Below are 19,599 nucleotides of genomic sequence, written 5' to 3'. Positions count from 1 at the left end.
TCAGAACTTAATTATGGTTTTGCCAAGCCCACCGCTGCTACGCACATGTTCAAGCGCAGCTTTGAAATCTTGGAAGTCAAAGGTTTCACCGATCACCGGGCGGATCTGGTGCAGCTCCATGGCCCGCAACATCGCCTCAAAACCATCGCGATGGCCAACCGTCACGCCCTGAAGGCGGAGCTGGCGCGCAACCACCGGCCCGAGAGAGGCATTCATCGCCAGTCCGGACAGAACGCCAATCATGCAAATGGTGCCACCCGGTCGGACCGCACGCAGAGACAGAGGCAAGGTCTTCTCACCGCCGAGTTCCACAATAAAGTCATAGCCGCCCCGATCCTGCGTGATGCTCCGGCTCGCCTTCGCCCAGTCTGGCGTGGTGACATAGTTGAACGTGGTATCGGCTCCGAGTTTCTGCGCGACCTCCAGATTTTCGTCTGAAGACGATATCATCGTCACATGCGCACCATGGGCCTTGGCAAATTGCAGCGTCGCCAGAGCGACCCCACCCGTACCCTGGATCAAGACCTTGTCGCCCGCTGCCATTCCACCAACTGTGTTGACAGCACTCCAGGCTGTCAGCCCAGCACAGGGCAAGGTGGCTGCTTCGGCATCCGTCAGATAAGCTGGCACCTTCACTACCCCTTCTTCAGAGAGGCAAAGGTAGTCCGCCATAACCCCATCCAGAGGGCCACCCAGCGCAGAACTGAAGCGCTCTGGGCTTGGCGCGCCAGAGGTCCAGTTCTGGAAATAGGTGGGGCAGACGCGATCGCCTTCTTTGACGCGCGTCACCCCTTCCCCGACCTGTGTCACGACACCGACCCCGTCTGACACCGGGATCAAAGGCAGTTCCCCGGTCGCACGACCGTAGCCCCGCTCTGGTACGATCAAGTCCCTGGCGTTCAATGACGCCATATGCATCTTGATCAGAATTTCACCTTTGCCAACCTCGGGAAGCTCACGTGTGCCCTGCTGTAGATTATCAAAGCCCCAGTCGCCTTTGACTTCGAAAACGCGTATTGTCATGATCAAACCCCTTCATGTTGGGAAACAGGGCGCGCCAGCTTTGCGACGCGCTCTAAAAGCATTTCGGTAGACCCATCTACGAGACCGGCAATCTGTGCCGCGCCGACATGGCGTGCAAACGGGTGTTGGGGGTTAAGCCCCTCTGCTCCCATCAGGTGAAGCATGACCGGCAGGTGGGTTTTGCAGGCCTGTACTGCAAATATCTTGGCCTGAGCAGAGGTGAGCTGGGCGTCTTCATCGCGATCAATCATCGCCGAAGCCTTGGCAACCAGACCCTGCATTGCCGCCAGCACAGTCTCTGCCTCCGCCACTTGCAGCCGCCACCCCTGATGGGCGGAGAGTGTTCGGCCAAAGCTTTTGCGGCTATTGCCATATTCGGTCACCGTTTGCAGTGCCATATCCAGCATTCCGCAGCACATGGCGGCCACATAGGTGCGCGCTCCGTTGATCTCGGTCATGATGGAACGAAAGGCCTCGCCAGGAGGAACCAGCAGGTTCTCGTCAGGCAAATGCAGTCCAACTATACGCAGGCTACCGGTGCCGGTACTGGATTGGGCAAAATCCGATCTAATCGCACTGCGGCTGCACTCTGGTGCCGTTGAATCGACAAGAAATGCGCCGATCGTCTGACTCGCGCCATGCTCCCCACATTGGGCATACACAATGGCTGTGGAAGCGTTACGTGCGTTGGTAATCCAGGTTTTCTCACCATCGAGCACCCAGCCATCGCCTGATTTTATCGCTCGGGTATGCATCGCGGCAGCATCTGATCCAGCTCCTGGCTCGGTTAGAGCAGTGCATGCCTGTTCCTGGCCCCAGAGCAGCGCTTGCAAGTAACGCTTTTTCAAAGAGGCGCTGCCATGCGTGGCGAGCTTCGCTGCCACGTTATGGGTATTCACAATCGACATCGCCAGACCGAAGTCCGCAGCCGCCAAGACTTGGCAGGTCGCAGCCTTGAGCGAAAAGCTGGCACCAAGCCCGCCATCATCGACAGGCACCTGCAGCCGCAGCAAACCAAGATCGGCTGCGGCTGTCATGATTTGAGGTTCTGGCGAGTTGCCGCGCGTCCAACCGGTCGAGGCAGGTGCAATGGTTTCGCGCGCGAAGTCTCGCACCTGCTGCAGATGGCCCTCTTCTTCTGAAGACAGACATATCATGCCTTGCCGCCTAGCTTCTTACGAATGTCGCCAACAAGCCCAACAATGCCACGTGGCATGAAGATCACGGCCAGAACCAAGATCAGACCATAGAGGATCAGACGGAAACTGTCGGCAAAACGCAGCACTTCGGGCATGAAGACCACGATGAAAGCGCCAATCGCTGGACCGGCAATGGTCCCGGAACCGCCCATGATCACCGCCAGGATTGCATCCAGAGATTGAGCGACGCCAAAGATCTCGGGATTGATGAAGCTTTGGTAATGAGCATAGATCGCCCCTGCCAGGCCAGCGAACATGGCGCTGACGACAAAGGCAAAGAGCTTGAACTTCCAGGCTGGAACACCAACCGAACCAACCAGATCCTCGTTCTGGCGAATGGCCATCAGGATTTGACCCACACGAGAACGCACGATCAAGGCCGCCAAGCCGGTCATCACCACTGCCAGTGTCAGGACAAAGTAGTAGTAGACTTCACGATCATGGAAATTGATCAGCCCCTTTTTTCCATAGCCGGGTTTTGGAATGCCGGTGATGCCTGCCTCGCCATTGGTAAGATCGGTCCAGTTAAACAGCACGATGAAGATCACCATGTTGAAAGCCAGGGTCACAATCGCAAAGTAGTGGCCTTTGACGCGCAGGCTGGGATAGCCGGTCGCAAGGGCAAAAACGGCGGTGATCAACGGCGCCAGAGCGATGGTCATCCAGGTCGGCAGAGCAAAGTTCTGCCCCAGCAGGGCGGTGCTATAGGCACCGATGCCCATAAAGCCGGCGCAGACAATGGAGACATAACCGGTGTAGCCCTGGATCAGGTTCTGCCCCTGGGCAGCAATCACCCAGACCAATGCTAGAATGCTGAGGTGGAGATAGTATTTCACTGTGATGAACTGTGGTAGGGCAAACATGCCCAGCACGGCCAAGCCATAAAAGGCGTGTTTGATTGAGAGGTTCATTTTCACGCCTTTCCCATGAGACCTTGAGGACGGACCAGAAGGACAAAGATCATCACCACAAATGCGATCACGTCCTTATAGGCTGAGGAGATAAAGCCTGCTGCCAGGGCTTCGGTGATGCCAAGAACGATACCACCCACAACCGCGCCGGGGATCGAGCCAAGACCGCCGAGAATGAGCACCGCAAAGCCTTTTACGACCAGGCCTTCTCCCACTCCGGGGGCAATTGCAAAAAGGGATCCAACCATGACGCCAGCACAGACGCCCAAGACGGTAGACATGGCAAAAACAACCAATGGGATTGCCTTGACATTGATGCCCATCAGGATGGCAGCATCGCGGTTTTCTGCCACCGCGCGCACGGCCTGCCCGGTTTTGGTTTTTTCTACAAACAGGGTCATCGCAACGATCAGAGCCACTGCCGCAACGATCACATAGAGACGCAGCTCTGGCAGGGTGATACCGCCAAATTCAAAGACCTTGGAAAACCCGGTTGGGATCACCACCTGTTCGGCACCAAAGAAATGCAGGTTGATCCCTTCGACCATCATGGTCAGACCCAGCGCGACGATAAAGGCGTTGATGTGATCGGCGTTGCGCACCGGACGATAGGCCAAGAGTTCGATCGCGACCCCGAGCAACATGCCGACAACCAATGCGACAAGGATCGCCAGAAACAGCGGAAAGCCCATCTGAGTGACAAAGAAAAAGGTGAGATAGCCGCCAAACATGGAGACCGATCCATGGGCGAAATGGGCGATACCCAAGATACCAAAAACGGTCGTCAAGCCGAGGGCAATGAGGACATACACGCCTCCAATGGCCGCACCGTTGATAATTTGCTGAATGATTTCGATCATTGCCGGATCCTCTGAACCGGTGGCCGGACAAGCTGCCGGTCCGGGAGATTTCAAATTGACCGACGCCGCCACAAAAAGCAGAAGCGCCGGTCCGGGAGAGATTAGTCGAGCGTGCTCAGGAATTCTGAGTAGGCTTTGGGATCAGAAGGCAGATCTTGCACAAACACCCAATTGCCGCCCTGCCATTGGAATGCACCATTGGAGGTATAGGCTTGGCCGTTCTCATCGAACATTTTCCCATCAACTGGCAGGTACTGCATGACAGTCTCGCTTGGTACAGCCAGACCGCGCAGCGCTGCGGCAACGGCTTCGGTATCTTCCACGGTGCCCGCCGCCTCTAGCGCATACTTCAGAGCATAGGTCTGGTCATAGGCATAAGGTGAGCTGGGGGATGGGCTGATACCGAATTTCTCAGTGTAGTTGGCGTGATAGGCTTTGCCCGCTTCGCTTGTCGACTGCAGCGTCAGTTCGGTTGGGCGAAGGTCCCAAACACCTTCCATCTGTTCGGTGGTGGCAACACGCAGGAACTGCTCTTCGCTGCCGCTGGTAAAGCCATAGCGTGCAGCGTCGATACCCAGTTCAACCGATTGGCGGTAGATAAACGCTGCAGGTTCAACATAGCCCACAACCAGAATGGCATCGGGCTGCATTTCGCGGATCTTGGTGAGCTGCGGGGTCATGTCGCGGTCTTTAGAGGCAAAGACCTCGCGGGTGATGATTTCGCCACCACTCTTGACGAACTGCTCTTCAAACGCATCTACATAGCTGGCGTAGAAAGATATCTCCAAAGCGCCCAGAACCGCGATCCGCTTGTGGTCCTGCTCAGCAACAAAACGTCCTGCCGCTGCACCGGTGTAATCAGCTGGCGGGCGGGTACGTGTCAGGTTTGGAATTTCACGCGTCGTGATCGAACGCTCGGCCGCGTTCCCCACCAGCATTACTGCATCTTCGTTTTCGATGAACGAGGCCACCGCACCGGTCGCACCCGAGCAGCAAAAGCCGAGAATGTATTTCACACCATCACGGTCCAGCAGCTTGCGCACGGAATTCGAAGCTTCCGTTGGGTTGGCTTTATCATCGTAAGCGATGACATTCAGCATGTAAGTGTCGTCGCCAACTTGAACACCGCCAGTGGCGTTGATTTCCTCGGCCGCCAGTTTCACCGCATTTGATTGCGGCAAACCATAGACGGCGGCACCGCCGGTAAGCGCATCGCTCACGCCGATGTCCAGTGTCAGATCCTTTGCCCAAACAGCAGGGCCCATTGACATAGCAGCAAGAGCCACCACGCCTGTCAATGCCTTCCGATTACGCATACTGCGTCCTCCCTTTCGATGTGCGTTCCCAAATGCGGGAAAATCCGGAGCGCCCCTAACGCTCCAAAGATCAAGCCAATGCCTGGCTTGAATTCAGTGTCCGAGATAGGCCTTCACCACGTCTGGATGTGATTGCAGCTCCTCGCCTGTGCCTTCCAAAACAATCTCTCCGGCCTCAAACAAATAGGCGCGATCCGCCAGTTTCAGCGCCATCAGAGAGTTCTGCTCCACCAACAGAATTGTCATCCCCATCTCTTTGATCCGAGAGATGGTCTCAGCAACTTCAGCGACAATCTTTGGCGCCAGACCAAGCGAGGGTTCGTCAAAAATGCAAAGCTTGGGGCGGGCCATCAAAGCGCGGACAATGGCAAGCATCTCCTGCTCACCACCAGACAGGGTGCCTGCCGCCTGCGAAGCCCGCTGACGCAGGATCGGAAACATATCGAGGTATTTCTCAACGTCTGCATCCTGTTCCTTGTCTTTGCGCACATAGGCGCCCATGCGCAGGTTTTGCAGCACGCTCATTTGCGGGAACACCTGACGCCCTTCGGGACACATGGTGATACCTGCCTTGACGGTGGAATGACCACTGTGATTGGTGATGTCTTCGCCAGCGAATTTGATCGTGCCCTTGCGAGCTGGTGTCAGGCCGCAGATGGAGCGCAGCGTCGAGGTTTTCCCGGCCCCATTGGCACCGATCAAGGCAACGCATTCGCCTTCTTTGACGTCCAGATTGATACCGTGGGTCACTTCGATAGAGCCATAGCCAACGTGTAGATTGCGAACTTCCAACATCAGGCTGTCTCTCCGAGATATGCATCAATAACCGCTTTGTTTTCGCGAATTTCCAAAGGCGTGCCTTCGGCAATTTTCTGACCAAAATTCAACACCACAATCCGGTCACTAACCTCCATGATCAGGGCCATATGGTGTTCAATAACCAGGACTGAGACGCCTAGGTCCCGCACGCGCTTGATCATGTCCGTCAGCGTCTTGCGCTCATGCGAGATCATTCCCGCCGCGGGCTCATCCAACAAAAGCACCTTGGGGTTTGACGCCAGAGCTGTCGCAATCATCAAGAACCGCTGTTCTGCCGAAGAGATTGTCCCAACCTGTTTGTCAGCGATGGGCAGCAGCCCAGTCAGTTCCAGGGCATCATGGATCTGCGACTGAACCGCTTCCTCTTCCCCGGCATGGGTGCCCAGGCCAAAGATGGAGGCCACAACACTCGACCGGCGCGTTGTTTCCGCACCAAGTGCCACCTGGTCGCGGACGGTGAAATCCGAAAACAGGCTCGCTGTTTGAAAGGTCCGTGTGAGACCCCGTGCCACGCGCTCATATTCGGGAATGTTCTGAATATGGCCACCTGCCAACAGGATCTCTCCCGAGGTCACCGGAAAGGTGCCGGCAAGAGTGTTCACCGTCGTGGATTTGCCCGATCCGTTTGGACCAATAAGCCCAACAACTTCGCCATGTCCCACGGTGAAAGACAGGTCTTTGATCGCCTGAACACCACCAAATGATTTTGAGAGGCCTTTGACCTCCAGCACTTCGCTCATCACACAAACCTCCTCGAACCACGCTGATGCTTGTCGCGGTTTTAAAGACCGTAAGGCCTGCTTCATTCTTATGGAAATACAAAGATTCTCATGTTAATTCTAATTTTTAGAAGGCGCAGTGCTTTCCTTAAAGATAAAGCAGGCAGTAAGGGCATACAGTGAGGGCGATAAAAAATATTTATTCGATTCAGGTATTTAACACAGTTTCACAATTAAAAAGTGCGGCTGCAGCGGCACGAGAACTGAACATAAGTCAAAGCTCAATCAGTTATCATATCAAAAAATTGGAAGAGGACGTCGGAGTAAAACTATTCAACCGAAATGCCGGCGGGTTAACGCTAACCGGAAAGGGCGTTTTTCTGGCCAGCCATGTCGCAGAAGGGCTTGAAGCCATTCAAGCCGGTTTGGACAGGATTTCTAGCAAGCCTGATGAAATACGCATCGCTGTGCCGCCGATGTTTGCCAGCAGGTGGCTTTCGCCACGTCTTGGAGAACTCTGGGAAGCCTACCCAGGTCTGCAGATGTCTTTCCAGAAGCACCACAATACTTATGCCACAATGGACTCCCCTGAGACGCAGGCGGATATCGGCATTCAATGGGGGCGCGGCGGTTGGGAAGGCTTTGACATCACGCGCCTGTGGGACGAAGAAATGGTTGCGGTCTGCAGCCCCGAGTATCTGGACAAGAACCCCATTGACAGCGAAGCCGACATGCAGAGCCAGACTCTAATTCACGTTGACGACGAAACCATGTGGCAAGAGTGGTTTGACAACGCCAAGCTGACAATGCCTTCCATGCCTTCAATGCAGGCCCAGGCCCTTCTGGAGGACCGCCATTTTCAACTGAGCTCTACCATAAACGGGGGCGGAGTATCGCTGTTTGCCGAACGGTTGGTTGTTAGCGAGCTCAAAAGCGGCGCATTGTTAAACCCCTTAGGCAAAACATATCCTACAGTCTTTGGGTATTACGTCCTGGAGCCGAAAGGCACACAGAAGACCAAAGCATCCAGGCTAATTCGCGACTGGCTTTCGAAAATGCGGACAAGATAGGGCTTTTGGTGTCAGGACTTGGTCGTCGATCCATTCGATGGATTGGAAGAACGCTCTCCGGGACAGGTGCAACGTTCCGTTAACCGGCAAGACATGCGTGCGTGCCCCAGAGCGGCTCACACCATGCGAGCAACAGCACAGCGATCGCAAGTTTCGAATCCGGAGTTGAGCAGTGAACTTGGAATAACCAAGCACGAACACTTCGATCCGCTTGGCCCAGTTCTTTTGTGCCTTGAGGGTATTGTTGTCGAAATCGGTTCTGAGCGCTGAGGAGACGATAGAGCGGCGCCTCTTCCCGTCACAGGCATGCGCATTGCACATTGAGTGAACTCGTCAAGCCTGAACGGTTGGGCTTCTGACATCATCAACCCGTTCTCCGCCGCCGAGGCCAAGCCATCAGAATAGGTCTGCAATCTTTCCGCGAGATCGACGAAACTTTCCCAATCGGCCCATACCTCAGCCTTGGCTTCAGATGGATGCCCATTTGAACCCTCCGGAAAGAGCGTCGTCAGGACTTCACCCGCATGGGCTCCGATTTTTTGCCTCTCCGCGAACTGCGGCTGCATCATAGGCCGTTTTTCCCTGCATCATCGGAGCCAGCACTTTCATGCTGTCTTTCATAACTCCCATGCCATCCATCCGTTCTTTTACGATGCCTGTTGCACCGCTATGGGCATGAGCAGCTACAGCAAGGAGCGGCGCCGGAAGCCGGTTTGGAAAGTGTCATCTTGTTTTCCTGAAATAGTTTGAGATTGCGCTTTGCAGGCGCAGGATCAGTGTTCAGGAAAGGTTACGGGGAGGCGGCGGATCAAAGCCAGTGATCGTAAACGGCCTCAACAGGGCCAGCGCCGCATAACGGCAAAGCGTTCCGGATCTGAAATGCGCTTATAGGTCACCACACAATAGGCTTTGGTCATTAGCTGTTCTCCCATTCTCGCGCTTTCATACCTTTTGCCGTGCATTGGACGGATCCCAGGCAGGGGCATCCAGCAATGTCAGGGCACGCCGTTCGCCGAGGATGACAATCTCCAGTCCGGCGATTGCGTCCGGGTCGACATAAGCAAAGGCCAGGCTCTTGCCGGTGGCGTGGCCGTAGCCGCCCGAGGTGCAGACGCCGACCACCTTGTCACCCTGCATCACCCCCTCGCGCCCGTAGATGTCGCAATCTGTGGCGGCCACTTCACCATAAACGAGCTTCGTGGCAATTCCCTGCTGGCGCAGATTCTCGGTCGCCGCGCGTCCTTTGAAATCACCCTTGCCGGGAGCAGCCAGCTTCGATCAGGGTGATCTCGTTGGTCAGTTCCGCATTCATGCCGTGATAGCCCTTTTCCATCCGCAGGCTGTTCACCGCCTGCACGCCGAAATCAGCGATGCCATGCTCCTCGCCCGAGGCCCAGATCGCATCGTAAAGCATGGCAAGATCGGCCATTGGAGCGTGCAGCTCCCAGCCAAGTTCACCGACATAGTTCACCCTGAGGGCGCGAACGGGGACACCGGCGATGGTGATTTACTGGCCTGACAGCCAACGGAAAGACGCGTTCGTCAGATCAGCATCGGTAAGTGGTGCCAGCGTGTCGCGGGATTTCGGGCCCGCAGCGACAAGCATGCCGTAGTCATCCGTGATATTGGTCACGGTCATTTTGTCTCCGGCCACGCTCAGATGATCCAGAGCCTGCAACTCGGCGCCTGCGCCGGTCAGGACATAGAAGCGATCATCGGCGAACCGTGTATTGGTTCATTCGCCAATGATGCGGCCATTGTCCGACAACACATGGGTCAGGTTGATACCACCTTGTTTCTTCGGCAGCTTGTTGGCGGTTAGGCTATCAAGCAGCGCCTCGGCCCCGGAACCTGAGACGTCGAATTTGGCAAAGCTCGACAGGTCGCAGATGCCCACGCGTTCGCGCACGGCCCTGCATTCCCCGGCGACAATTTCAAAAGTGTTGTTGCGACGGAACTGCAGATCTTCGACAAAACCTTCGGGGGCGAAATATTTCGCGCGCTCCCAACCGAACACCTGAGTATAGGCCGCGCCCTTGGCCTTGAGCGGCTCATAAAGTGGCGTGGTGCGGGATTCGCGCCCTGCCGCCGTTTCGCACCCTGGCATCGGGGTCACGAACATCTCATGGTAATCTTCGAAGCTTTTAGTCCTGATCGGCAAAACCGCCAAAACGGCGCTGATCTGTACAGGACATGTTGATCTCGCTATCACCGTGGACCATCCACTGGGCCAGGTATTTGCCGACACCGGCACCCTGGGCGATGCCGATGGACGAGCCGCAACATTGCCAGAAATTGTGCAGCCCCGGCGCAGGACCGGCCAGCGGGTTGCCGTCTGGCGTATGCGGAATAGCGCCGTTGATGATGCGCTTGATGCCTGCATTGGCAAAGATCGGCATCCGCTCAAACGCCTGCTCCAGCCAAGGGGCGATGCGGTCAATATCGCCGTCGAACAGCTCGTTCTCGCTCTCCCATTCGGGAAAACCTCCGCGGTGGTCCCAGGCTTCTTTGGCGCCGTAGTGTTCGTAGATGCCGACAAGCCCGGACTTTTGTTCCTGACGGTAGTATCCGGCTGTGGCCGGATCGCGCATCACCGGGAGCTCTCCATCCCAAGTCTTGAATTCGTCAAGCGCCTCCGTCACCAGGAAATGGTGCTCCATATTGGTGATCGGTGTGTCCAGGCCGACCCAAAGCCCGACCTCGCGCGCATAGCAGCCGCCTGCGTTGACCACATGTTCACAGGTGATGTTGCCCTGCTCGGTCACCACCTCCCATGCGCCCGAAGGCCGCTTGCTGATATCCGTCACCCGGTTGCGGCGAATGATCGTTACACCCATCTGCCGCGCGCCTGCTGCCATGGCGTTGCACGCGCTTGACGGGTCCACATGTCCGTCCATGTTGGTATAGGCCCCGGCGATGACACCGTCAGTTCGCAGCCAGGGTTTCAGCTCCTTGATACGGTCGGGGCTAACCACCTCCATATGGAAGCCGACATTGGCCGAGAACCCAGCCACATAATTGAACCAATCCACCTCTTCCTGGGTCGTCGCCAGCCGGATGCCGCCGCAGCTGTGCCAGCCCGCTGGCTGACCCGTGATTTCTTCCAGACGCGGGTAAAGCGTATTTGAGTAATGGTGGATCTTGGCCATGTTGTAATTGCCGATGAAGCTGGGACATTGTCCTACCGCATGCCATGTCGAACCGCTGGTCAACTCGCCCTTTTCGATCAGCACCACATCGGTCCAGCCTTCTTCGGCAAGGTGGTAGGCCAGGCCCACCCCCATCATGCCGCCACCGACGATCACCACTTTTGCTTGGGATTGTATAATTTTTTCCTTTAATGTCAGCTTTACCAGGCGCCGTTTCCGGGGCGCATGCGGGGCGGGGGCAGGATGATGTTGTAAGATTCCCGCTGCTTGCGATCGATCTCGCCGGGGATGTGGTCGGGGTAATGCTCCGCCAAGACCTTGCGCACCCTGTCACGGGCCACATCGCGGGCATCACGCGCCCCGGAGTCCTGCCATTCGCTGATGCTGCGCCGGTCGGCGATCTCGGGGTAGAGGTAGTCGGTTTTCATCCGGCTGAAGGTCTGCGGATGACCCAGATAATGGCCTTCGCCCATTTCCACATCACGGATCACATCAAAGTTCAGTGTATCCTCGCTGACCTCGACGCCCTTTACGGTGCGCAGGATGGCGCCCAGCAGGTCATTGTCCAGCATGTAGCTTTCAAAACTGGTGCCCATCAGACTGCCATGCATCCCGGCACATTCATGGATCATTGAAGCCCTGGCATGGGCTACCAGCGAGACGGTATAGCCCTTTTCGCTACCCGACTGCGTATCGGGCAGTTTGCTGTCGGTCATGCCTGCGGGCACCGAGTTGGGCAGATCGTAGAACCCCGCCATCTGGGCGCAAGCCGCCGACAGAAGCGCCTGTTCGCCCGAGCCGCCGGACATGGCACCGGTGCGCAGGTTCGAGACAAACGGCCAGGTGGCAAAGATGCCGCGGCAGTTGGGATCAATGATGTTGTAGATCACCAGCCCGGCCATCACTTCGGCACAGGCCTGCGCGACGGCTCCGGCAAGCGCGGCTGGCGCGGTGGCACCCGCTTGGCCGGCAGCGACCAGCAGGATCGGCATGCCCGCCTCAACGGCGGCTTCCAGCGCCTCGCAGCTTTCGGTGGCAAAGCGCATCGGCGGCACGACATGACAGCAGACGGCGGTGCAGAAGGGGCGCTGCCGGAATTTGCCCTCGCCTCCTGCCACCAAATCCAACATAGGCTGCACAGCGCGGACGCTGGCGGCGTCGGTATAGCTGACGGCGATGGATTTCGAGGTGCCGACCAGGCAGGCATAGGTGGTGTTGATATCGAGATCGAGAATGGACGTGGTGTCGCGCGCCACAACTGAGCGGTGATACCAGTGGATATTGTCCATCCGGTCCACCAGACGGGCCACATCATAGAGATCCGCAACGGTACTTTCGCGGTATTTGCCGGTCTCGAAATCCATAATCGTAGGCGCAGCACCGCCGGTACCGGTATGCACCTGGCGGCCGCCGATTTCGATGTCATGCGCCGGATCAATCCCATGAAGGGTAAACTTGCGGCGGGTGCGGGCGATCACATCTTCGACCAAGGCGCGGGGAAAGCGCAGGCGGCCATTGCCGTCTACCCAGCATCCGGCTTCGACGGCGCGGGCCTCAAGGCTGGGGGTGATCTGTGACAGACCGAGATCTTCGAGCAGTTGCAGCACCAGTTCGTGGATGCGCCCCATCTCGCTGCGGGTCAGAGGGTGATACTGGCCGCCGATCATGCCGGGGCCAATAAGGGGGCGCGGCAGGCTGTGCCTCAGGTTTGCCACGGCTACGGCGGCTGGTGCCGACATGGCAGACCTCATGCGATTCAACTCGCAGTATCTGGCCGCTGATTGCTCCCCGCCTCAAACGATAATTTCGAATGCGTGGCATTACCTCAAATCATGCGAGTGCCGTTTCCTTCTTTGCTGTATGTGCGAGCCAGAAGACAAAACTCCTTACTTCGGGTCGTTTTTCTGCCTCAAGGGATGATCCGATGTAATGGCTGTTCTGGGTATCCATCGGCGTGCCCGCGGGGCAGACGAGCTCCCCGATCCGCAGCATAGAATCGGTGATATAGCTCCAGCCCAGTGCGACGACGCGCCCTGCCTGAGCGGCCTGCAGGACCATCGGATAGCTGTTCAGCCGGATCCCCAGGCGAACGGGCTGCCCGCTCACCCCTTGTTGCGTAAGCCAGACTGGCCAGTCTACTGCACCCCAGATACTGCCGCCGCCATCCAGATGCAAAAGTGTCTGGTCAAGAAAATCTTGCGACCGCTGCAATTCCGGATGATCGCGCAGATAGCCAGGGCTGCAGACAGGATAGACGCGTTCGCCGAACAGCGGATGAGCCGCTACGCCATCCCGGTCGCCCCTGCCAAACAAAACAGCCACGTCCACGTCCGCTTGCGGCAAAGCGACCATCTGATCGGTGGCCAGCACGCGCAGGTCAATCTCCGGAAGCTGTCCACACATCCCGATATTTCATTAAGCCCCCGGGTCACGGCTTCGAACAGATGCTGTCCGTCATTGGTGAGCGCAATTGACCGGTGGCCCCGCCGGAACAGGGCACGGCCCAGATCCTGTTCAAGTGCCTTAATCTGCCGGCTGACCGCGCTTTGCGTCAGGCACAGTTCATTTGCGGCCGCGGTGAAACTCAGCCGTCGTGCAACCGCTTCAAACGTGTGCAGCTGCGGTAGCGAGGGGAGGTTGTATTTTTTCAATTCACGACTCCCTTTTGTTTGCCCGCCCAAGACCTGTACTGACCGCGTTTTCCAATCAAGATATTTTTTTGGTGGGTGCGGACCGCAATGCGGGGAACAAGTGAGAGGGCGATGTCACGGTGACGCGTGGACGATTGCTTGAGATTTGAATTCAACCTATCTAGTCGCGATGCACAACCCCCCATCAGTTTCAAGAGTCACCGTTTCCCGCCATAGATCATTGCTCATGCCGTTTGGCTCTATGTTGGTTCAATCCCTGCCTTCACGAGGTCGAAGAAATGCAGCTAGAGCGTGATGCTAATGTATTCTGCGAGACGATACGGCGATGAATCGCCAAATTCTGACCACAGGTTGCAAGGCATTTTCTAGCTGCGTTGCCTGTCAAGATTTCGCTGCGCTTGGCCTGAATGGTCGCTTTTCACGTCGCGCGGCGGTGATGAATATGATGCAATCACGGCGTATTTCGCGCTGCGAGCGCGCGTAGCGAAAATTCAAGACTTCCGGGGTGGGCTCACTCCCTGGTTTCGCCGCCTGAAGCGCGAACTATTTCTCCTGATTTCCCAACGTCCGCGCATTGAACGACATGACACAAGATCAAAGACTGGACCCGATCCTCCTGTGGCCGGTCTCGATCAGCCGATCAAACGGCATTGCCGCGCGAGCATCGGGCCGCGCTGAGCCCACTTCGACCAATGCTGCGCGCTGCATGTCTGTCCGCTTTCAAGCCAAGTTCTACCGTTGTATGCAGAGGTTTAGAGTTCGACATTTTTGGAAAAAGTAGTTGCCAGCACCACAAAGCCGCATTTTCCCTTTGTTCCTGACACCCGACGCGAAGGAAGGGAGCAAACTTGCCTCATATTTGCTGAAGAAGCAAATGCACATTCTTCTTGAGGCCGGTGTTTCTTGGGACCGTCTCAACCCTGACCTTCGCGCCGCATTTTTACTCGGCTATTACCTCGGCAATGTTCGCAATGGGGGCCACAGCCAGTTCATGGGCAATGCCCGCAATTACTATGACGGGGATCCCGGACAGTTTCTTAGCTGGGCGATTGAAGCTGCCGAACGCTACGAAATGCAGGAAACCTTGGCCATTATGCGTGATGTACTAATCTGGATGTCGGAAAACCCAGAAGAGGCCGCAACACAGACGGGTTTTAACCCCCGCGTTTCTCCTGCACTCAAACCCTATGACACAGCCTTATTTTCGGCCGATACGGTGGACGAACAGGCATGGCTCGCACGCGTAAATTCCTTGCCTGTGAGCCATGCACAAACATTCCTAAGCATGTGCAGCTATGAAAAAGGATATGTGAGTTTTCCCGCCATAATCTCCGAGATTGAAGAGCTCCGGCTTTTGGCCAATTTCGAGCCAATGGCGATCGTTTCCGAAGACTCATTTGAGGCGGCGGTAAAGGCTGCTGCTTTCGCTGATCCGGTTGCAAAGGCAGCCCGCATGATTGCCCGCCTGGCCGACCTGGCGCAGGCATTGCCTAAGCCCGCAACATGTGCAGCCCTCAGTCTATTCACTGAAGGCGCGCACCTGCCACCTGCAGAGTGTTTGCGCGCAGGAGCCGCCAAGACCCGCCGTCCCAAGAAAACTGGTGTGCTGACAACAACGAGCGGCGATCAAGCCTTTATTGCAGAACTCGGAAAAGACTGCATTTCTGTCTTTGAAGCTACAGGCGACCCAGACGGTTTGCTTGAACATGGGATTGATTTTAATAGCTATACTGCCAACCCTCCGCGTGGGCTTATCTCCAGCCTGCTCTATTTCACCGCTTCCAAATACCGCTACGAGCGGGCAATTAAACGCGCAATCCGCAAGCGCGCCCTTCGTAAAACGCGCATTCTGGGCAAGGTCTCCAAATCTGTCGGAGACGAAATAGCAGCGCTCAACAGGCGTTTTCACCTCCCAGAGGCTTTGGCGCTGTGGATGGAGCAAAGACAGGACAGTACTGCTCCGGCTAATTGGCGTCTCGATCTGGTCGAAGCCGACCGCATCTGCTGGCGCTTTAAAGTCAGCAGCACTCAACTGCGCGTCGTCGCCTCGGCGAAAGAGATACAGATTAGCACAGGAGACAACACAATAGTGTATCCCTTTGAAGACTTGCACGCGGTGCGTCAAAGCTCAGGAGTCATGGCTTAAAGTATGTGTAGGGTGTAAATTGTTCCCGGAATTTTTGTCCGCATCTGACCGGTTCACAATGGTGGTTGGAAAAGGTCTGTAACACGCGGGTCTACTGCCGTTTGTATCAAGAGCATCAAAGTCTGCTCCGTCCGCGCCTTACCAGTTGATACGGGTCGCAGCGAAAGGCACCCGGCACTGAACCGGCCCTTCGTTGATCGAGCGGCGAAGCTGCCGAAAGAGCTCAAGGCAACCAATGCTGAGTCTTGGATAGATGTCCGCTTCGGAGGCCGTTGAGGACAGGAAGAGTAGGTCCGCCCCCGTAGTTACTCCGAGTTGACAGTCGGAATTTCCTTCACGAAAAGTTTGCCGTCTAGCGGCTGTGGAGCGACACCCTAGGTTGCATTTCGTACAAAGCTCGATACCTTAGAACATGGGTCACGTTTCAATTCGCACATCTTAGTGAACGCCAGGGACGCAACCTGGACCGCGTTTTCAAAAAGGAACGTTCTTGAGATGATCAATTCAAACAATCTATTGGTGGTCACATTCGCATTTGTTGTGGCCATCGTCGCAGCAAATTCATCATTCGCCAGAGATCTTAATCTTGGAGATCAGCTTGTTAGTAACAAGGGTCCTACTTGGACCGCTGGCGAGGCGCGTGGAGGCGAACGCAGCATCAGCCCCAATGTCACGGCTCCCTATGCCAAGGAAATCTCAGCAGGTAGTTATATCTCGGCTTTTGGCATGGCCTCCGCGGGGGTACAAAAGATCAAACAGTCGCAAGATAATCCCACCCAAATACCCATCGGCATTGGCGGTGGTCCAGTCACTAAAGCTGCCCGCATCGCCAAGTTCCGAGGTGAACTGCGATAGCCAATTGCCGCTATTCACCACGGGATTGTAGAAACCGAAACACGTGATCCCCGGTGATCGACTCGTCTGTTGTTGATCATGGCGGCCTCCCGAAAACGACCATTCAATAAGCAGAGGACAAACTCTCTTTTGTCCGCTCCTTACCAGTTCATGCAGCAAAGGACTGCTGCATTTGCTCTTTCTTGGATTGTTCTGAATTTCGGCCACTTTCGCACGTTTGGGCCAGTTGGGCGAAAACAATGCGGATCTTCTCTTCCGCAAAAAAGTCTGGCGCGTCTTGCGGCGGACAGTTCTTACAAGCTTGTCAGCGCTGTCCTTCGATGCTCCGGGCTTCTAATTCATCTTCGTCCCCTGAAGGTTACGATGAAGCAGAACCCCTCCGGTGTTTGAACTCTCAAATCTACCCCACGGGCGCTGACGTCACGCAATGGACCAGATTGAAATGAGTTACCGTATCGTCAAAATGCTCTAACGCGGCGACGGCTTGTGCTTCTACAATAGCTCGTGATGGATCACTTCCTGCAAAGAGCTTAACAGCTTCCATCGACTCCCACTTGGAGACTACGGTTTATTTTATCATTCCGCCGTCTCGTCTGGAAATCAAATCGGCGCTGATGAAACCAAAGATGCCTTCGAGTTCGGGAACAACGTTTTGCAAAAAATGAGCGGGATAATCGCTGGCCTTGTCCTGGGATGCCCAGCCACTCCATTGCCTAACTATTTTGGTCATAAGGTCCTCTTTTTTCGAACTGAAGACATGAAATTCTCAACATTGATAACCGCACGTCTATGTTAGCCTTTGCGCTTTTTGGGTGGTGGCAAATTCGCGACAGTGGTCCTAACCAGAGGAACAATCCAGTCATACTCATCCCAACGGTCGGCGGGCACAACCATGCTAGGTTTCGCGCCTGGATAAGCGGGCGCAAGTTCAATGCCAGGTGCAAGTGTCAAACCAGCCTTTGTAGGCTTCAGGTGAAAACTATTGTTACACACAACGCCGATGAAGATATTGTCACAGTAGATTCCGTATTCTCCAAACATCTTCTTGGCAGAAACGGCACCAGCGTCGGAGAGGCTGTCGGTAAGCAAGTCGATTGTGCGGGGGTCGGTTGCCATCAGTCTGCCGATGCTTCTTTGCGTTGTGTTATCGGGGTTGCGAGTTCGACCAGACAGCCATCCATATCGCGAACGTAGGCAACGACCTGCCCCCAAGGCATGGTTTTCGGTGGCTTGACCGCTATTGCCCCATTCGCCAACGCCTGTTCGTAAGCGGTGGGAATGTTGTCACCCAAAAACACAATTTCGAACCCACCGGGCGCCTGCTTTGGGCTATTCGGCTGTATCGCTATATCGCTTGCTTCCGCCATTTCATGCGATGCGAATGCCAATGTCGTTTCGCCCGTCGCCATTTCAGCATAGAGTTTGCTTTCATGGATGAACGACAGTTTCAAGCCAAAGGCCCGCTCATAGTGGTCCACGGTTGCAAGCACGTCTTTACAGTAGAGAATTGTGTAACCCAGTTTCATCATTGATCGTCCTTCTTTAAGACGTTGAATTTATGTTTAGTGCCGCATGTCTTCACAGTGTCTTCTTGAAAAAATCGGACGGAAAACAGGTCTTCAATGGCGCTTCCTCGCGAGCATCACGAATGCCAACTGCATGTGCTGGACGAAATTCACCGGGTTCTGAACCTACAAATCTAAAAACGACACAAGTAAGTCAGCAAATTCTTCGGGTTTGTCAACGCAAGGCAGATGCCCTGCTCCCCGGATAAGTTGGAACTCGCAGTTTGGGAGAGAAGTAGCGAGTTCCTCAACGATGTCCCTGGGGGTCACGACATCATTGTCGGTGCCAATTACAAGCGCGGGTTGGGTGGGACGGGAGGCCGTCTTTGACAAATCTGCATGGCCAATTGCATGGCAGCAGCCAACATAGCCCTCAACAGGCAAACGCAGCCGTCGAGCGATCAATTCTTCATAGCGTGGAGACGACTGACAAAATGCGGGGGAAAACATGTGCTGAAAGGTGTCTTCGATTTTCTTTCGGCTGAATCCTTCGGTGCGGGCCGCGGTAGCCCCTTCCATCCAATCTTCCAGAACACCGATTTTCGTTGCGGTGTTAGATAGTACGAGGCGCCCTACGAGGTCGGGGCGCAGCTCTGCAATCCGCTGGGCGACGAGTCCACCGAATGAAATACCAACCAGGTAACATCCCTGAACTTCAAGATGATCAAGAAGGCCGATGGCATCGTCAGCATAATCGTCTAGTGAAAAAGGCAGAGCGGGCATCTCAGACTCGCCGTGTCCTCTCTGATCGTAACTCACGATCCTTAGCCCGGCTGGCATCCGGGAAATGACATCCTGCCAAATGTCTTGATGAAATGACATTGCGTGTACGAAAACCAGCGTCTGCGCGCCCGTTGGGCCGCTATCCCTGTACGCTAGATTGAACCCCTTATCTTTGAAGTTTCTGGTCATTTGGCTGTCTTCTTTCTGCTTCAATCTGTTTGTAGAGCACGGAGAATGGGCAAAGACTGCCGAACGTCCTTTCTTGTCCTAATCAGATACGTACTTTCATGCTTTGGTATCTGAAACAGTTTCCCATCTTGCAAACTGTATGAAGTGTTTCGGGTAGCCGCTACTTATAACAATGCAGGCACTGCCAAAAAAATGCTGTCGCTAAAACCGACATTCGTTCGTACGCTACGAAAGCTCGCTTTGTCCCGCGATCTGTAAATTCCCACCTCAAAAAATGCTGCGCCATGCGCGAATGGCCGGAATCGCCGCCGCACCGCGTCATGGAATTTCGTGCTTGTGCAGAAAATTTGCCTCTGCGTGCGCGCGCAGTATGAAATCGAAATGACTGACATGGGCTCACAGTC

19 protein-coding genes and 2 pseudogenes are annotated in these 19,599 nt (G+C 55.5%); 3 read left to right on the top strand and 18 right to left on the bottom strand.

The window, feature by feature from the left end; translation table 11 throughout:
* From AC2FLE_RS20480 to AC2FLE_RS20450, 7 genes are all read right to left on the bottom strand, one after another.
* Positions 1-1,023 carry a zinc-dependent alcohol dehydrogenase family protein gene (locus AC2FLE_RS20480; RefSeq protein ID WP_496699373.1) on the bottom strand — a complete coding sequence of 341 codons (1,023 nt, stop codon included), beginning with the start codon at positions 1,021-1,023 and terminating at the stop codon, positions 1-3.
* Positions 1,024-1,025: 2 nt separating this feature from the next.
* Positions 1,026-2,180, bottom strand: a complete 1,155-nt coding sequence (locus tag AC2FLE_RS20475) for an acyl-CoA dehydrogenase family protein (protein WP_496699371.1) — start codon at positions 2,178-2,180, stop codon at positions 1,026-1,028.
* A complete protein-coding gene (locus AC2FLE_RS20470) occupies positions 2,177-3,133 on the bottom strand; it encodes a branched-chain amino acid ABC transporter permease (RefSeq protein ID WP_496699369.1) in 957 nt (318 codons plus the stop codon). Before AC2FLE_RS20470 ends, AC2FLE_RS20475 begins: the two co-directional genes overlap by 4 nt.
* A gap of 2 nt (positions 3,134-3,135) precedes the next feature.
* Positions 3,136-3,993: a branched-chain amino acid ABC transporter permease gene (locus AC2FLE_RS20465; RefSeq protein ID WP_496699368.1), complete on the bottom strand. Its 858-nt coding sequence runs from the start codon at positions 3,991-3,993 to the stop codon at positions 3,136-3,138.
* A gap of 101 nt (positions 3,994-4,094) precedes the next feature.
* Positions 4,095-5,309, bottom strand: coding sequence for an ABC transporter substrate-binding protein (locus tag AC2FLE_RS20460; RefSeq protein ID WP_496699366.1), 1,215 nt, complete (start codon positions 5,307-5,309; stop codon positions 4,095-4,097).
* A 93-nt stretch (positions 5,310-5,402) separates the two neighbouring features.
* Entirely contained in the window at positions 5,403-6,104 is a 702-nt protein-coding gene (locus AC2FLE_RS20455; protein WP_496699364.1) for an ABC transporter ATP-binding protein, read from the bottom strand.
* Positions 6,104-6,868 carry an ABC transporter ATP-binding protein gene (locus AC2FLE_RS20450; RefSeq protein WP_496699362.1) on the bottom strand — a complete coding sequence of 255 codons (765 nt, stop codon included), beginning with the start codon at positions 6,866-6,868 and terminating at the stop codon, positions 6,104-6,106. The genes AC2FLE_RS20455 and AC2FLE_RS20450 overlap by 1 nt, the downstream gene beginning before the upstream one ends.
* 158 nt (positions 6,869-7,026) lie before the next feature.
* Between AC2FLE_RS20450 and AC2FLE_RS20445 the strand changes: the two genes are divergently transcribed.
* Positions 7,027-7,917 carry a LysR substrate-binding domain-containing protein gene (locus AC2FLE_RS20445; protein ID WP_496699360.1) on the top strand — a complete coding sequence of 297 codons (891 nt, stop codon included), beginning with the start codon at positions 7,027-7,029 and terminating at the stop codon, positions 7,915-7,917.
* Between the two features lie 116 nt (positions 7,918-8,033).
* Here AC2FLE_RS20445 and AC2FLE_RS20440 read toward each other — a convergent pair whose 3' ends face one another.
* The 7 genes and pseudogenes from AC2FLE_RS20440 to AC2FLE_RS20410 form a co-directional block, all read right to left on the bottom strand.
* Positions 8,034-8,483 carry a cytochrome c gene (locus tag AC2FLE_RS20440; RefSeq protein WP_496699388.1) on the bottom strand — a complete coding sequence of 150 codons (450 nt, stop codon included), beginning with the start codon at positions 8,481-8,483 and terminating at the stop codon, positions 8,034-8,036.
* Positions 8,484-8,859: 376 nt separating this feature from the next.
* Entirely contained in the window at positions 8,860-9,096 is a 237-nt protein-coding gene (locus tag AC2FLE_RS20435) for a glycine cleavage T C-terminal barrel domain-containing protein (protein WP_496699358.1), read from the bottom strand.
* Positions 9,097-9,166: 70 nt separating this feature from the next.
* Positions 9,167-10,024: pseudogene (locus AC2FLE_RS20430) on the bottom strand (aminomethyl transferase family protein).
* Between the two features lie 37 nt (positions 10,025-10,061).
* Positions 10,062-11,204, bottom strand: a complete 1,143-nt coding sequence (locus AC2FLE_RS20425; protein ID WP_496699357.1) for an NAD(P)/FAD-dependent oxidoreductase — start codon at positions 11,202-11,204, stop codon at positions 10,062-10,064.
* A 62-nt stretch (positions 11,205-11,266) separates the two neighbouring features.
* Entirely contained in the window at positions 11,267-12,805 is a 1,539-nt protein-coding gene (locus AC2FLE_RS20420) for a trimethylamine methyltransferase family protein (RefSeq protein WP_496699355.1), read from the bottom strand.
* A 91-nt stretch (positions 12,806-12,896) separates the two neighbouring features.
* Complete coding sequence (locus AC2FLE_RS20415; protein WP_496699353.1) at positions 12,897-13,469, bottom strand: LysR substrate-binding domain-containing protein; 573 nt, start codon at positions 13,467-13,469, stop codon at positions 12,897-12,899.
* Positions 13,470-13,525: 56 nt separating this feature from the next.
* Positions 13,526-13,717, bottom strand: a pseudogene (locus tag AC2FLE_RS20410) (LysR family transcriptional regulator); the annotation flags it as partial.
* Positions 13,718-14,498: 781 nt separating this feature from the next.
* Here AC2FLE_RS20410 and AC2FLE_RS20405 point away from each other — a divergent pair.
* On the top strand, positions 14,499-15,863 hold the full coding sequence (locus AC2FLE_RS20405) for a DMP19 family protein (RefSeq protein ID WP_496699351.1): 1,365 nt from the start codon (positions 14,499-14,501) through the stop codon (positions 15,861-15,863).
* A 495-nt stretch (positions 15,864-16,358) separates the two neighbouring features.
* Positions 16,359-16,718 (top strand): hypothetical protein, encoded by a 360-nt coding sequence (locus AC2FLE_RS20400; RefSeq protein WP_496699349.1) that lies wholly within the window; start codon positions 16,359-16,361, stop codon positions 16,716-16,718.
* Between the two features lie 568 nt (positions 16,719-17,286).
* Here AC2FLE_RS20400 and AC2FLE_RS20395 read toward each other — a convergent pair.
* The 4 genes from AC2FLE_RS20395 to AC2FLE_RS20380 all read right to left on the bottom strand — a co-directional run bounded on the left by AC2FLE_RS20395 (position 17,287) and on the right by AC2FLE_RS20380 (position 19,195).
* The gene (locus AC2FLE_RS20395) at positions 17,287-17,448 is read right to left on the bottom strand and encodes a hypothetical protein (RefSeq protein ID WP_496699348.1); all 162 of its coding nucleotides are present in this window, start codon (positions 17,446-17,448) and stop codon (positions 17,287-17,289) included.
* 62 nt (positions 17,449-17,510) lie between these two features.
* The gene (locus tag AC2FLE_RS20390; RefSeq protein ID WP_496699346.1) at positions 17,511-17,834 is read right to left on the bottom strand and encodes a TfoX/Sxy family protein; all 324 of its coding nucleotides are present in this window, start codon (positions 17,832-17,834) and stop codon (positions 17,511-17,513) included.
* On the bottom strand, positions 17,834-18,247 hold the full coding sequence (locus AC2FLE_RS20385) for a VOC family protein (protein ID WP_496699344.1): 414 nt from the start codon (positions 18,245-18,247) through the stop codon (positions 17,834-17,836). Before AC2FLE_RS20385 ends, AC2FLE_RS20390 begins: the two co-directional genes overlap by 1 nt.
* A gap of 162 nt (positions 18,248-18,409) precedes the next feature.
* Entirely contained in the window at positions 18,410-19,195 is a 786-nt protein-coding gene (locus AC2FLE_RS20380) for an alpha/beta fold hydrolase (RefSeq protein ID WP_496699342.1), read from the bottom strand.
* Positions 19,196-19,599: the final 404 nt, after the last annotated feature.

It is taken from the genome of Ruegeria sp. CDSA077 (assembly GCF_059612265.1).
Note: the sequence above shows the minus strand (reverse complement) of the source record. Positions and strands in the feature narration are given on the sequence as shown.

Coding starts and splice junctions, on each gene's coding strand:
- AC2FLE_RS20480 (WP_496699373.1), bottom strand. CDS start 1,023: ATGACAATACGCGTTTTCGAAGTCAAAGGCGACTGGGGCTTTGATAAT.
- AC2FLE_RS20475 (WP_496699371.1), bottom strand. CDS start 2,180: ATGATATGTCTGTCTTCAGAAGAAGAGGGCCATCTGCAGCAGGTGCGA.
- AC2FLE_RS20470 (WP_496699369.1), bottom strand. CDS start 3,133: ATGAACCTCTCAATCAAACACGCCTTTTATGGCTTGGCCGTGCTGGGC.
- AC2FLE_RS20465 (WP_496699368.1), bottom strand. CDS start 3,993: ATGATCGAAATCATTCAGCAAATTATCAACGGTGCGGCCATTGGAGGC.
- AC2FLE_RS20460 (WP_496699366.1), bottom strand. CDS start 5,309: ATGCGTAATCGGAAGGCATTGACAGGCGTGGTGGCTCTTGCTGCTATG.
- AC2FLE_RS20455 (WP_496699364.1), bottom strand. CDS start 6,104: ATGTTGGAAGTTCGCAATCTACACGTTGGCTATGGCTCTATCGAAGTG.
- AC2FLE_RS20450 (WP_496699362.1), bottom strand. CDS start 6,868: ATGAGCGAAGTGCTGGAGGTCAAAGGCCTCTCAAAATCATTTGGTGGT.
- AC2FLE_RS20440 (WP_496699388.1), bottom strand. CDS start 8,483: ATGCAGCCGCAGTTCGCGGAGAGGCAAAAAATCGGAGCCCATGCGGGT.
- AC2FLE_RS20425 (WP_496699357.1), bottom strand. CDS start 11,204: ATGATGGGGGTGGGCCTGGCCTACCACCTTGCCGAAGAAGGCTGGACC.
- AC2FLE_RS20420 (WP_496699355.1), bottom strand. CDS start 12,805: ATGTCGGCACCAGCCGCCGTAGCCGTGGCAAACCTGAGGCACAGCCTG.
- AC2FLE_RS20415 (WP_496699353.1), bottom strand. CDS start 13,469: ATGTGTGGACAGCTTCCGGAGATTGACCTGCGCGTGCTGGCCACCGAT.
- AC2FLE_RS20400 (WP_496699349.1), top strand. CDS start 16,359: ATGATCAATTCAAACAATCTATTGGTGGTCACATTCGCATTTGTTGTG.
- AC2FLE_RS20395 (WP_496699348.1), bottom strand. CDS start 17,448: ATGACCAAAATAGTTAGGCAATGGAGTGGCTGGGCATCCCAGGACAAG.
- AC2FLE_RS20390 (WP_496699346.1), bottom strand. CDS start 17,834: ATGGCAACCGACCCCCGCACAATCGACTTGCTTACCGACAGCCTCTCC.
- AC2FLE_RS20385 (WP_496699344.1), bottom strand. CDS start 18,247: ATGATGAAACTGGGTTACACAATTCTCTACTGTAAAGACGTGCTTGCA.
- AC2FLE_RS20380 (WP_496699342.1), bottom strand. CDS start 19,195: ATGACCAGAAACTTCAAAGATAAGGGGTTCAATCTAGCGTACAGGGAT.